Annotated in this window: 13 protein-coding genes; 8 read left to right on the top strand and 5 right to left on the bottom strand. The window is 43.0% G+C overall.

The annotated features are described in order from the left end of the window. Window positions 1-168: 168 nt before the first annotated feature. The 5 genes from S4054249_RS03010 (at window position 169) to S4054249_RS02990 (ending at window position 4479) form a co-directional block, all read left to right on the top strand. Window positions 169-1080 (top strand): LysR family transcriptional regulator, encoded by a 912-nt coding sequence (locus S4054249_RS03010; protein WP_046356900.1) that lies wholly within the window; start codon window positions 169-171, stop codon window positions 1078-1080. Between the two features lie 63 nt (window positions 1081-1143). After that, window positions 1144-1914, top strand: a complete 771-nt coding sequence (locus S4054249_RS03005; protein ID WP_052961022.1) for a lipoate--protein ligase family protein — start codon at window positions 1144-1146, stop codon at window positions 1912-1914. 83 nt (window positions 1915-1997) lie between these two features. Continuing rightward, entirely contained in the window at window positions 1998-2705 is a 708-nt protein-coding gene (locus S4054249_RS03000; RefSeq protein ID WP_046356901.1) for a hypothetical protein, read from the top strand. Window positions 2706-2918: 213 nt separating this feature from the next. Next, on the top strand, window positions 2919-3551 hold the full coding sequence (locus S4054249_RS02995; protein ID WP_046356902.1) for a protocatechuate 3,4-dioxygenase: 633 nt from the start codon (window positions 2919-2921) through the stop codon (window positions 3549-3551). A gap of 142 nt (window positions 3552-3693) precedes the next feature. After that, window positions 3694-4479 carry an ABC transporter permease gene (locus S4054249_RS02990; RefSeq protein ID WP_046356903.1) on the top strand — a complete coding sequence of 262 codons (786 nt, stop codon included), beginning with the start codon at window positions 3694-3696 and terminating at the stop codon, window positions 4477-4479. Between the two features lie 33 nt (window positions 4480-4512). Here the strand turns inward: S4054249_RS02990 and S4054249_RS02985 are convergent, their stop codons facing one another. After that, complete coding sequence (locus S4054249_RS02985) at window positions 4513-6570, bottom strand: S9 family peptidase (protein ID WP_046356904.1); 2058 nt, start codon at window positions 6568-6570, stop codon at window positions 4513-4515. 334 nt (window positions 6571-6904) lie between these two features. Between S4054249_RS02985 and S4054249_RS02980 the strand changes: the two genes are divergently transcribed. Next, on the top strand, window positions 6905-7111 hold the full coding sequence (locus tag S4054249_RS02980) for a hypothetical protein (protein WP_046356905.1): 207 nt from the start codon (window positions 6905-6907) through the stop codon (window positions 7109-7111). An 88-nt stretch (window positions 7112-7199) separates the two neighbouring features. On the opposite strand, the gene S4054249_RS02975 is transcribed toward S4054249_RS02980, so the two are convergent. From S4054249_RS02975 to S4054249_RS02960, 4 genes are all read right to left on the bottom strand, one after another. After that, on the bottom strand, window positions 7200-8201 hold the full coding sequence (locus S4054249_RS02975) for a hypothetical protein (RefSeq protein ID WP_052961023.1): 1002 nt from the start codon (window positions 8199-8201) through the stop codon (window positions 7200-7202). A gap of 93 nt (window positions 8202-8294) precedes the next feature. Next, window positions 8295-8678 (bottom strand): DoxX-like family protein, encoded by a 384-nt coding sequence (locus S4054249_RS02970; RefSeq protein WP_230851789.1) that lies wholly within the window; start codon window positions 8676-8678, stop codon window positions 8295-8297. Window positions 8679-8680: 2 nt separating this feature from the next. Then, on the bottom strand, window positions 8681-9157 hold the full coding sequence (locus S4054249_RS02965) for a DUF2269 family protein (RefSeq protein WP_046356906.1): 477 nt from the start codon (window positions 9155-9157) through the stop codon (window positions 8681-8683). After that, window positions 9154-10275 carry a saccharopine dehydrogenase family protein gene (locus S4054249_RS02960; protein WP_052961024.1) on the bottom strand — a complete coding sequence of 374 codons (1122 nt, stop codon included), beginning with the start codon at window positions 10273-10275 and terminating at the stop codon, window positions 9154-9156. Before S4054249_RS02960 ends, S4054249_RS02965 begins: the two co-directional genes overlap by 4 nt. A gap of 244 nt (window positions 10276-10519) precedes the next feature. Between S4054249_RS02960 and S4054249_RS02955 the strand changes: the two genes are divergently transcribed. Next, a complete protein-coding gene (locus S4054249_RS02955) occupies window positions 10520-11215 on the top strand; it encodes a LipL32 family surface lipoprotein (RefSeq protein WP_046356908.1) in 696 nt (231 codons plus the stop codon). Between the two features lie 390 nt (window positions 11216-11605). Beyond that, window positions 11606-13639, top strand: a complete 2034-nt coding sequence (locus S4054249_RS02950; protein WP_046356909.1) for a bifunctional 2',3'-cyclic-nucleotide 2'-phosphodiesterase/3'-nucleotidase — start codon at window positions 11606-11608, stop codon at window positions 13637-13639. The last annotated feature ends 87 nt before the right edge of the window (window positions 13640-13726 follow it).

Raw genomic sequence — 13726 nt, 5'->3', positions numbered from 1 at the left:
TGCCTGAATACTAGAAAGTTTTTCCCGCTAACGTGCTAATAGCAAATAAAATGTCGTGTTCGAACAGCACTATAAGTTTTGTGCTGAACAGTATGAACCTAAGGCTTTTTTTCGTGTAATATTCTTATCAATCAACTTGTATTTTCACATTCAACAAATAGGTGGGTCATGCTTAAAGTAACGCTCGAGCAATGGCGTATGTTTAAAGCTGTCGTCGAGCATGGCGGGTTTAACCAAGCTTCGGCTCAAATTCATAAGAGCCAATCCAGCATTCATAACGCCGTGAATAAAATTGAAACCTCTCTTGGCGTCAAGCTATTTCGTGTTGAAGGCCGCAAAACACTCTTAACGCCTGCCGGTGAATTAATGCTACGCCGAGTTGACTACCTGCTGGAGGAAGCGTCAAAAGTCGAAACCGTTGCGGAGAATCTAGCAGAAGGTATTGAAACTAAACTGCGTATCGCCATCGATGAAATTTTCCCATCGCACTTACTGTATAAGGTACTTGATAAAGTTTCACAGGAATTTCCATTTCTGCGCATCGAACTTGTTGAGTCTGTACTCAATGGAGCCAATGAGCAATTACAAAGTGGGCTGGTTGATATTGCTGTGTCCGCTTTTATCCTTCAGGGCTTATTTAGTGAAGAATTGTGCCAAATTGAATTTATTGCTGTTGCCAGCCCAGAGCATTTCCTTAATCAAACGGAGCACCCTCTGACTTTAGAAGAGTTAAAATCTCATCGTCAGATTGTCGTGAGAGACTCAGCAGTATCAAAAAGTCATGATTCGGGTTGGCTACAAGCCTCACAGCGTTGGACAGTCAGCCACATGCGCACCTCCATCGATATGATAAAAAATGGCTTTGGCTTTGCGTGGCTGCCAGTGCCTTTAATTGAAAAAGAGCTACAAAATAGTGAGCTTGTGCCACTCAACCTGCAATCGGGGCAGACAAGAAAAGTACAACTTCACCTTACCTTTGTCGATGGTGATAGCCTAGGTCCTGCTGCTAGAGCGTTTTTAGGCGAATTGCGATATCAAAGCATGATGATGCCAACTGTAGAGACCTCTAGCTCACAGTAAATCACCATGCCATATCCACGTCTATACTTGAAAAGGTGTCATGACAATTAGGGACAAGTACATATGAATGAAAAAGAATTAGCCACCCAACTATACAGCGCATATTCATGGTCTGTCCTGAACGAGCCCATTGAAACATCCACTGAGCGCGCACTCGAGCAAGACTCAATACTGCTCATGCAAGTTGCCAAAGGCATACAGCCAGCCACAATTAGACTTTGGGAGTGCCCTCAATCACTTATCGTTAGTCGTAAAGAAGCCAAGTTGCCGATGTTTAATGATGCGTGTGATACGCTCGCGCAATTGAATTGGCCAGTTTCAGTTCGGCAAAGTGGTGGCACTGCCGTGCCACACGGGCCGGGCATTTTAAACTTTTCAATTATTTTTGCGCAAACTAAATCACAGCCATTAGACCTCGATGCCATTTACATCGCTTTATGCGAGCCGATCCGCAGCGCACTGCGTAGCCTTGGCTTACAAAGCGAATATGGGGAAACCCCTGGGGCTTATTGTGATGGGCGCTTTAATCTTAATATAGACTCACTGAAAGTCACAGGTACTGCGCAGCGAGTCGCTCTCTCCCCCAATAATGAACACGGTCTTTACCGTGCTGTTTTAGCACAGGCCATGATCATGATTGAAGCTGATCCCCATGACACCACCGCTATCGTGAATCAGTTTTATCAACTTGCAGGCGCTGACAACCGCTACGACCCTCATGCGTCAACCAGTGTAGATAGGCATCTAGCTGGTCACTACCCTACTGGTCAGCTTACTCAAGTTTTAAGAAAAGAGATCCTTTTGGCGCTCGAAGAGTTTAAACTACCAAAATAACTCAACAACATAGTCTGACCTTTCATCTTCACGTCTATTTCACGCTACGGCCTGCAAAGTATTACTAAAAAGGAGGCCGTTTTATGTTTCAACAGTTCCGATGTATTGCCATCACTTGCTCACTTATTGTATTCAACAAACCTGCAATGTCTGCGTCCAGCGAACATATTCATTTAGTAGAATCTGCGCTTGAGCGATTTTCTCAAACCAATAAGCAGCATTGGTCTTACACTGTTCATAGTATTGAAATTGAAGAAGGCAAAAAAACCGAAATACATGCCAAACACCAACCCAACAAAGACGCCTCCCAGCGCTGGCAGCTGCTTTTGTTTAATGGCCAAGAACCATCACAACAACAAGCCAAAGAGTTTGCACAAAGACGTGAAGATGAGGGGTTTTCAATCAGCATTAAGGAACTGGTGAAAACGCACACGCTCAGCCTTACTCAAGAAACTCCCAACAGCATCACCTTTAGCTATCCGGTTGAGCTGGCCGATCTCGGTAGTGATGCCATTGGTAAGCTAACCGGTCACATTAGAATTGATAAAAAAAGTCAGCATATTGAGCAAATCTCTGTGCGAAATACCGCTACCTTTAGCCCTGTTGCACTGGCAGATATCAGCGATTTTAACCTGACGATGCAATTTATGACGGTGAACAATGCTGTCCTTGTGCAGCGAACACAAATGGACATGCGAGGGACTTTTTCCTTCTTTATTGATATAGAAGAAACCTCCACTGTGACCTTTGACAACTACCGACATGAGCAAATCTCTAAAATTGAAAAATAAGTTTATTTCTCATAAACATAAGATTCTATTAAAACTCTATTTTCTAAAATAATAGATAAATGCTAAGACGTCACTCCTCTTTGCAACACATACTTTGTTAACTCCGTGCATCGAGTTACATGAATACGCAAACAATTGAAGTCATTGGCCAATTGCGCGCACATGAAGTAACGCCTTTCAGGGTGCATTAACCATCTGTTATGAGGATTAACAATGACAATACGCAATCGCCGTCACTTTATTCGCAATTTAACGCTAGGCTCACTGGCTGGCTTAGTTGGCACACAAGTGCATGCACGCACTGTAACGCCTAGAGAAATGGAGGGGCCTTATTACCCAATCACACCACAAAAGGATAAAGACGCTGATTTAACGCAAGTTACAGGTAAAAAAGGCAAAGCCAAAGGCACCGTCATCGAGATTTTTGGCCAAGTGTTTGATACCGATGGTAACGCACTTGAAGACGTCACTGTAGATCTGTGGCAAGCCAATAGCTACGGAAAGTATCATCACCCTCATGACAACAGCGATGCTCCTATTGACGAACACTTTCAAGCCTGGGCAATTATACAAACAAAAGCACAGGGGCACTTTCGCTTCAAAACAGTTCTCCCAGGTGCGTACCCCCTCAATGCGGCACAACAAAGAACCCCGCACGTTCACCTTAAAATTTCAAAAAGAGGCTATCATTCACTCCTGACACAAATGTACTTCCCTGAGCATCCTCTTAACCAGAGTGATGGTTTATTTAATAGCAAAACAGCAGAACAACAAGCTTTAATGACCGCGAAGAAAACCACCGTAGCTAACCAATATCGCTACGATATTGTACTGAAAAAAGTGTAATTTCATCACTAATATTATTACTGACTTGCACCGCCAACATGGTCCTTAGACGTTTTCAATAAAAATGTCATAAGGTCATGTTAGCGTTGTCCCATTATTAATGGTGCACCCTGATTTAAGCTCAGTATAAGTAGTTTGAAGTATGCAAAACGTCATAGATATTCACTGGTGGCAACTGGCCCTGTTTAGCCTCACCCTGATCATTCCTTATTGCATTAGTCTGCACTATCAGCTGGGTTTATTAAAAGAAACCCTTATTAGCATCACAAGAATGACACTCCAGCTGATTTTAATCGGTATTTATCTTGAGCTATTGTTTGAACTCAATAGTATTTGGATCAATTTGGCATGGATGTTAGTCATGGTATTAGTGGGAGCCAGTGCCATCATCAATAAGGTGCAATTTCCAAAACGCATTGTCATGTTGCCAGTTATACTCAGCCTAGTTGCTGGGCTCATTCCATTAATGGCTATCTTGATTTTTGGCATCATTCAACCAGACCCTTTTTATCACGCCCGTTATATGATCCCATTAGCGGGGATGCTACTTGGCAATAGCATCTCCAGCAATATTATTTGCTTGCAAAGCTACTACAGTGCACTGCAAGAACGCTGGCCGGAATATCAAGCAGCATTGTCGCTAGGCGCTTCGCCAAGCGATGCAACAAAGCCATTTGTGCAAGATGCACTCAACAAAGCTCTCTCCCCGATACTTGCCACGATGGCTACCACAGGACTGGTCACAATCCCTGGTATGATGACTGGACAAATACTCGGGGGCGCATCTCCTATCGTGGCAATTAAATATCAGCTTATGATAATGCTGGCCATTTTTGTCATGATGAGCATGACGATTACGGTCAGTTTATGGTTGGTTGCCAAACGCAGCATTTCTGTAGAAGGTAAGCCACAAGTGAGCCTAGCTTAAGAAAGGGCAGCAAAGCACTGCCCTAGTGTGGTGTTATTTATCTGCTTCTCGGTATTTTTCAAACCAAGCAATGATGTTACCCACTTTTTGGATTAAATTACTCGGCCTTGCAGCGATACCATGCCCCGCTTTGGGAATACGTACCATGGCAGTTTCTACATTGCGCAGCTGAAGAGCTTGATAATATTGTTCCGTTTCGCTCATCGGTGTACGGTAGTCATTTTCGCCTGTCAGTAGCATAGTCGGTGTTTTTACATTACCCACTAGCGACAATGGTGAATGCTTCCATAAATGCTCAGTGGCCTCCCACGGCATGCCTGGCATCCAGTACTTCGTATAATAATTATATGCATCTGCTGTCAGTGCAAAGCTTATCCAGTTGATCACCGGCTTTGCAACCACTGCGGCCTTGAAACGATCTGTATTGCCAACAATCCAAGCGGTCAAGACGCCACCACCTGAGCCACCTGTGACAAATAAGTTGTCTTCATCAACAAACTTTTTCGCCACCATACCATCTACAACGTCCATCAGGTCGTTATAATCTTGCGATGGGTAATTGTGATGAATTAGATTAGCAAACTCCTGCCCATACGATGTACTGCCTCGAGGGTTCGCCCAAACCACCACATAGCCTTTGGACGCCATAAGCTGCACTTCTGTACTATAATTTGGTCCATACGCTGTATGAGGCCCACCGTGGATCTCCAATATCATCGGATACTTTTTAGATGCATCAAAATTTGGCGGAAGCGCGTACCAAGCTTGAATATCGCGATCATCAACCGATGATTTCACGGTAATTGGCTCAACCTGAGCGATATCTTTATGCCCCAGTAAATCTGCATTTAAATCCGTTAACGACGTTACTTTTTGACGCTTATCAACCAACGCAAGATCTGCTGGACGCTCAGTGCTTGCAGTGGTCACAACCAAACGGCCACTTCCTGCCACTGCGAACTGACCTGATGTGTAAGGACGCCCCAGTGACTGACCACCTAACTGCGCCAGTTTTTCAGTGACTTTACCTTTTAAAGTCACGTGCCCTACATATTTTTGACCATGATCATCATAACTAAAATACAGTCCTCGCCCTTTTTTATCCCACTGATGTGAACTGATCGGACGGTCTAGGGATGCTGTTAAATTGACGGTATTTTTGCCATCTAGGTCCATCATAAAAATATCAAAGTTCTGACTCGATAAGTGCTTATTTTCATAGGCTAGATAAGCGATCTTATCTCTTTGATGATTTATTTGGGGGCCATATTCAGGCCCATCCACATCGGTGATCTGGGTGATCTGGCGATCAGCAATATCAACACGATAAATATCAGACTGACGCGGTTTATTTTGCCAATCATCATAACGATTAGCATTAAAATACAGAGACTTGCCATCTTCACTCCAAGTGATAGATGATCTATGATGAAACGCACCTTGAGTCAATTGGCGCGGTGTCCCCCCCTCTGAAGGGACAACATAAACATGATGATAACCTGGTTTGATAAAGCCGCCACCATCTCGTTTGTAGACTATTTCATCGATATAAGTGGCAACACCTGCCCACTGAGCACCTTTAGGCTTTTTAGGCATTTCTTTAAAAATACCGCTTTTACTCTGTGGTTTAAACATCGTAAATGCAATCCACTTACCATCGGGGGACCAGCTAATATTCGCCACACTCTGATGAACGTTGGTCACTCGAGCAGTTTGCCCTGATCCCAACCAACGCACATATAACTGATTATCACCTTCCACATTTGTAATGTAGGCTAATCGCTTACCATCTGGTGAATATTTTGCACTACGAAACTGGTTTATGCCGGACAACACTGGTTGATGTGTTTTCGTTTTTAGGTCTACTTCCCACAAATTTATCCGCGTACTATCAGCCATGATATCCATGGCTCTGCGCTCATAAATGACCTTATAACCATCAGGGTGAACTTCTGGTGCTGCTGCGTACTCTATATTAAACACATCTTCATATTGCCAAATATCATCGGCACCAATATCATTCGCCAACGCAGGCAAGGCAAGCATTTGAGCGCTTAGCATCGCCACTGATAGCATGTTCTTATTTTTCATGTTCAGACTCTTAATGTTGAACTCATCACTGTAACTCCATGTAGGTAATACACTTTCAAAAGCGATAAGTTTTGTTATGTTATATCAATTTAATCATCATCTCTAAGATGCCCTAAACGAAGGGGTGATTCAAAGCAACTGCGACTAATTACCATCACACTCGATGATTTGGGATACCCATACAATTTAAACGCCATTATAAGACCCCTCTTCATACTGCAATCTGTGTACCACATAAGCTTAAAGTGTGACTATAAAAAAATTGCAATTGACTGTTTATGGTGAAATTGTGACCCTAACGAAGGAGTACAAAAAACAAACAGAAGGATATAACATGAAATTAAAACTCAATAAGAAAGGCATAAAACAACTTAGCCAAAAGCAAATTAATTCAGATGTGACCAAACAAGTGGGCGGTGGCGCAATTGAGTCTAGAGATTATTGGTGCCATTCTGGACAAATGCCATGTTGGACAAATGGCCCATGTATCACAACCCCTTACAAAGGCTGTAACAGCAAAGGCTGGTGTCAAAGTAACTAATGCCCAACAGGTTCCCCAATTAAGGAATGCCGATAGCTGTTGTACGGCATTGATATTCACTTTTCTGCTTTTCACACAACAATAAAATCTACCAATCGCAACGGGTTACTTTTTCAAACCAAGGTCGGTTAAACCGTTTAGCTTTTGGCTTACTCTTTATCGGTATTGAAATATCCATACCAGCCGTTAAATGCGACGACACCAGTGCCCGAATTCTGTCATCGTCTAATTGTTCAAAAGCTTCTATTAATTGCGCTTTTTCACCTCGAGTTAAAGGCTCTCCATGCATGTGTTTAAATCGTGTGTTGAGCCATAATAGGAGTGCTTGTTTGGCAGTATTTGGAAAAGCGAGCGCCAATGTTTCGGTCGGGCTATACAACCTTTGAAAATTGACCCACTGCTGCTGGATAACAAAAACAAACAGTAAATTCACGCCGGCTGATATTTGCCCTGAACGTTTATCAATATTTTGATAACCAGCCAGTGCAGCTCTAAAGTGCAGCTCAGCTTGCCCAATATTGCCTTCTTCCAAAGCTATCATGCCTTGATTATTTTCTATGATCGCCAGTAAGTTTTTTCTATCAGCGATACGTGCAAGCTGCTTGGCTTTTGCATACAAGGCTTTGGCTTTTTCTAACTCATCAAGTTGCCTTGCAAGCAAAGCAAGGCTATTGGTAATCGTCAGTTTTTGCCTATCATTGATGGCGTGTTTATATGAACATTCAAGACTAGTTTGAGCATCATGAATGTAATGGTTTTTGCGCAGCCAGATCCCCGTCGCACTGGTAATTGAGACCAATTTATCCATAAAGTAAGGGTGTTTTTGATGATGAAAAATCACTTCAAGAGAATCAATCAGTTGCTTCATATCCCCCGTAGGGACTGACGCTCGCATAGCGGCAATATGCCACCTTAATTGCTGTACATCTGTCAGAGAATGAAGCTTAGGTATGTCATGGAGTAATTTTAATGAGCGTGATGGATCGACACGCAAGTAATCCTCCGCCTCTTTAAGCGTGTCATCGATCGACGTTGCGACTACTGAGGTTGACAGCAATCCAAGCAAAATAAATTGCGCAGCTGTACGCACGCCCCTTCTCCATTATTCTCATATTTATAAAATATAGATAGCTGGCGCACAATATTCAAAACAATCAGCCCACCAACGGCGATAGTAAATCCATTATTGTTGTTGATGTTGAGCGTCATAAACCCATAGGATCAGTACCACAATGGGCACATTTTTAGTCACAGGGCCAAATGGATGCAACCAAAAAGACGCATCTATCCAGGTCAGCAACACGCTGTATATTACAATCACTCCACACTGTAGTTTGCAGCATAATTTAGTGTACCGTTGTGTGAGTAACCACACACCCAGACATATATCTAAGATACCACCACCATATACAAAAAATTCAGCCAGTGGGCCATCTATGTGAGCTCCAGCCAAGATATCCAAACCAACATGTGATGCAAAAAATACCGATGTCAGGCCTGTAAATATCCAGATAAATGCCAAGCTATAGCACGCATACAAGTAAAGCTTATGCTCTTTCATGTTCATCGCTACACCACCGATAAAGGCTTAAACACCATCAGGACAAGCAAAATCAAAATCGCAGCAAACGCAGGGATACCGAGTAACGTCCACAGTCGCATTAAACGTTTAAACTCCACCGAGACTTCATCTTGCTCTTGGTCTATGGCGGCTAACGCACGTAAACGGTACTGTATTTTTAAAACAGGGAGCCAGCACAGCCCGATAAGTGTAAATAGCCCAGCAACCGTTAAAAACCATGGCGATTGAAATGAATAACCGAGTAAGTGCATCAAATATAAGCCACTGATAATTTGTACAATCACCGCAGGGGTTGTAAACAACCAATCACCCAATACAACATGCCTAGTGGTAATATAAATCGCTTGGGGGTTATTTGAGCGGTTCGCCATAAACATAAAAAAAGCGATGCCTGCGCCTGTTCCCATGACGACAATCGCCGCCAAAATATGAATAAACTTAGCAATAAAATAAGGCTCTATCATATGCCTACCTGCGTTTTTTGGTATATCTCGAATGATTTAAAATACGGTTCAAATTCAGTTAATTGCAACAAGCCAGAACATGGCAGTGCACCTCTTTTCGTCAGCGTGCCAGCAAGTAATTTTTCCGCTAGGATAATGGTTGAGAGAGTGGGGATATATGGCCCTTGTCCGTTAGGCGCATAGAGACGCCAAATCACTTTATGTGGCTGTGCATCAGCGCCGATACCAGCTATCGCGACCTCCATAGCGCCAATATCACTGCCAAAGCGCAAAAAGCAATTACTGAGCGCATCTAGCTGCTTCGCAAGTGGTGACCAATTTTTCACTAACCGCCACTTTGCCAGTGCCGCCATGCCGACCATGCCCCAATGCAGTAAAGGCAGTTCCAAGCCAGCTTTAAAGCTCACTCGTTCGGTCACATTGTATTGGTTGGGAAATAACGCTAAATCTGGCACATCGACATTGGCCAATAAGCGACGCTTAGCAATATCACCAAAATCGTGACTGTGCGCATCCATCCAGCCATAGACTGGCTGCCACTTTCCCTCTCTAAACACCTCAAAAGGATGGCCCGTATAAGTCAGGATAGCTTCAATCGTTGCGACCCCCCTTTGCGCTTGGTTGCCCGGTACAATCGCAATATCAATCGTTTCAATGCGCTCAAAAGCACCGGAGTAATGATCAAGCACGGCGGAAGATAACCCCGGTACTGAGCTGGCACCGCTGACAATCAACACCCCTTTTTTGCTCGCAGCGCAATCTAGTGTGCTAATGTCGCACACAAACCGCCTATCATCCGCTAAGTCAATATAATGCGCACCAGCCTCAATACATGCTTTTGGTACCGTGTAACCCTGACCTTGATAAGGACCACTGGTGTGGATCACCATAAACGGGGCTTGATCTACAAGCTGTTTGGCAAAGTCATTAGCATGGATATCTACCTGCCAAGGCTCTATGATAGCCCGAGCGTTAGGCACTATGCGTTCAATACACTGCTGAGCTTTCACTTTGCTTCTCCCTGCAATGACTAAAGTAATGTCGTGATGTTTCAAAGATTCAGCAATGCGCCTGCCGAAATTCCCATAGCCACCGAGTATAATAACCTTGTTTGACACTGGCACTCCTCAAAAATACAATTTTAAATATCAGCAGTTTATCTTTTTATAATTTACAACCAGTCGGTATTTTTGCCCTCTGAATACATACTCAATGTACCTAAAATAATAATCCTGATAAAGGCTTAAATGGATCAATCCCGCGCTTTTCTCTCGGTCAGAAAAAAACCTCTCAATTCACATTGCAATGCCTTAAAACACGACTACACTTGCTTTGATTTTAATCAGGACAAGGAGTTATTTAATGACGCTTAAAACAACAGGAAAGGTTTTCGCAGTTCTTTCTCTCACTACTTTGACCGCATGTATGAGCACATCATCGTCACCCTATTTAAAAAGCTCTATTTCTGAAGGAGTAGGACCGCTTGAAGTGCGTGCACCGTATGCAAATTACGTCAATTATTTCGGCTATGTGGATGCCACAGTAAAACCTGAGGGTGAATATAAAGGCAAAGATACCTACTATCTTTATGCTTGGGTACCAGCAGCTGTAGATGAAATTGGTATTTCCATGCAATCTCCCGTTGAGTCAAAGCCAACCGAGCAGGACTTTGTTCATACCAACTTTGCATCTGGCATGGAAAAAGACAAAGCTAAGTTTTTTGACACCTATATCGTGTTTGATCGCCTCAATATCATAGACAATAAAAAAATTGCACAGGGCGGCAAGGTATTACAACCTCTTGGTTATAATGACGACACGCGAGAGTTACCTGCAAACCCAAGCGGGGCACACTATAACTCATTGTTAAGACAAACCACGAACCTAAATAACCCGACAGAATCTCTAGTACGCGGGGTCTATCGTATTTCTTTCACCTCATTCCGCTCTCAGGTTGAGGGCTCATTTGAGGCAACCATCGGCACCAATGTACCGGGGGTAAAAATTGCGGCTTCATTGGAAGAACTGCATAAGCTAGTGAATGACGGTAATTTATAATACGCATAAAGGTGCTCATTAAAGAGCACCTTTGCAGTATCTCGTAAACAGGTTCCACACCTAAGCACCGTCGCCAAACCTCTATACTTTGCTTGTCATATCCACTTCACAAAGCCGCCTCAATGTTTAATAAACAATTTACTCTACTTAATGTATGTTGAATCAGATAAGCGTAACGCCACGAGTATTAAGTTGATTTTTGATAATTAAAAATATGAAAAAAGTCATAAAAATTAATAAAGTAACAAACATTTTCTGCACCTAACCGAATATAAGGACCTCTCATTATTTTGTCATAATTTTGGAACCAACTTGCCATTTTTTCTTAGCTTATTTGTCTTTTTCGCTCTCTATAGTAGCGGCACTAAAATCGATAAATGAGAAAGGAATATGAAAACAAAATTACTGCCGCTGGCAATTTTATGTGGCGCAAGCTCACTACTAACCGGGTGCTTTGACTCAAATGACAATGAAGTGAAAGCAAAAGTGCCAAATCAAGAAGTGGTTGCAGGTACAACCATCGAACTACGCTTGCTTGAAACCACAGACTTACATGCCAACGTTCTAAATTTTAACTATTTTTCAGATAATCAAGATGACAAGGTCGGCTTAGTTAAAACCGCAGCACTCATCCACAAAGCCAGAAATGAAGTGCAAAACTCAGTACTTGTCGACAATGGAGATCTAATTCAAGGTAGTCCTCTGGGTGACTATATGGCAAAAATTAAAAAACTCCAGGATGGCGAAATCCACCCTGTTTATAAAGCCATGAATACATTGGACTATGATGTTGCTAATATAGGTAATCACGAATTTAATTTCGGTTTAGAGTTTTTACAAGAAGCCATTGATGACGCCAACTTCCCATATATCTCCGCAAACGTCTTTAAATACGATGGTGATGACGATGACAGCAATGACGAACCGCTATTTTCTCCTTACCTGATCCAAGATAAAGCATTCGTAGATACAGACGGAAACACACACACCATAAAAGTGGGTTACATTGGATTTGTACCTCCACAAATCATGCAATGGGATAAAGCAAATCTTGAGGGCAAAGTCATCGCCAAAGACATCATTGCAATGGCCAACAAATATGTCCCAGAGATGAAAGAAAAAGGCGCGGACATCATTATTGCTATTCCGCACTCAGGGCTAGATACCACAGCCCATACTGATAAAAAAGAAAACGCCAGCTACCACTTATCAAAAGTGGAGGGCATTGATGCAATCATGTTTGGTCATGCTCATGCAAACTTCCCAGGCTCGCGCTATGAAGGCATGGAAGACAAAGGCATTGATCTTGAAAAAGGCACCATCAATGGTGTTGCGGCAGTGATGCCCGGCTTTTGGGGTAACCATTTAGGTGTGATTGATGTCACCTTGACCTACCAGTCGGGTGACTGGCAGGTGAGCAACTCACAGTCTTCATTGATGCCCATTTTTGAACAAGATGCCGACAGAAACATTACCGCTTTAGTTGATAATGATGCCGATGTGGAAGCCGCTGTGCATCATGAGCACGAAGAAACCCGTACGTGGGTTAACAAGCCTTTTGCAAAAGTGACCAACCAAGTCAATAGCTTCTTTGCGCTAGTCAATGATGACCCATCAATCCAAATCGTTACCGATGCACAAGCTTGGTACACGCAAAAAATAGTTCAAGGCACAGAGCTGGATGGCCTACCAATCCTCTCAGCGGGTGCGCCATTTAGAGCAGGTCGTGGGGGCGCGGACGACTATACTTATATCGCAACTGGCGACATTGCATATCGTAACGTGGCAGACCTTTATATCTATCCAAATATCTTAAAAGTACTCAAGCTTAACGGTGCGCAAGTTAAAGAGTGGCTTGAAATGTCAGCGGGTCAGTTTAATCAAATCAACCCAGACTCTGCCGATATGCAGTCTTTGATAAACCCTGACTTCCCATCTTATAACTTTGATGTTATCGATGGCGTGACCTATCAAATCGACCTCACTCAACCTGCAAGATACAGTGCCAAAGGTGAAAAGTCCTCTGATGGACAGCGTATTGTGGCCTTGTCTTATCAAGGTAAGCCTGTCACTGATGAGCAAGAGTTCCTTGTTGTCACTAATAACTATCGTGCATCTGGCGGTGGTAACTTCCCAGCTATAGGCGCAGATAAAATCGTGGTCGACTCTCCAGATGAAAATCGTCAAGTCGTAGCAAACTATATTACTCATCAAAGTGACGCAAATGGTGGCAAAGGGCTTGACCCATCAGCAGATATGAATTGGTCATTCACGGCAATTGAAAACGTCCAGATCCAATTCACAACCTCCAATAGTGATAATGCAAAAACGTATAGTGAACAGTTTGGTCATATCCAACCACTGGACAAAACCAATGAAGACGGCTTTGCACTGTACCAATTGAATTTATCTCAAAACCAATAATAAAAACCCAGAAAAAGACCCAATTGAGGTATGCCCAACAGCATGCCTCTCCTCCTCTACAGCTATTTGGAAGTTGGCTGTAACAAC

It is taken from the genome of Pseudoalteromonas luteoviolacea, from assembly GCF_001750165.1.
GTDB classification, from domain to species: domain Bacteria; phylum Pseudomonadota; class Gammaproteobacteria; order Enterobacterales; family Alteromonadaceae; genus Pseudoalteromonas; species Pseudoalteromonas luteoviolacea_G.
The sequence above is the reverse complement of the archived record's forward strand: the minus strand, read 5'-3'. Positions and strand labels throughout refer to the sequence as shown.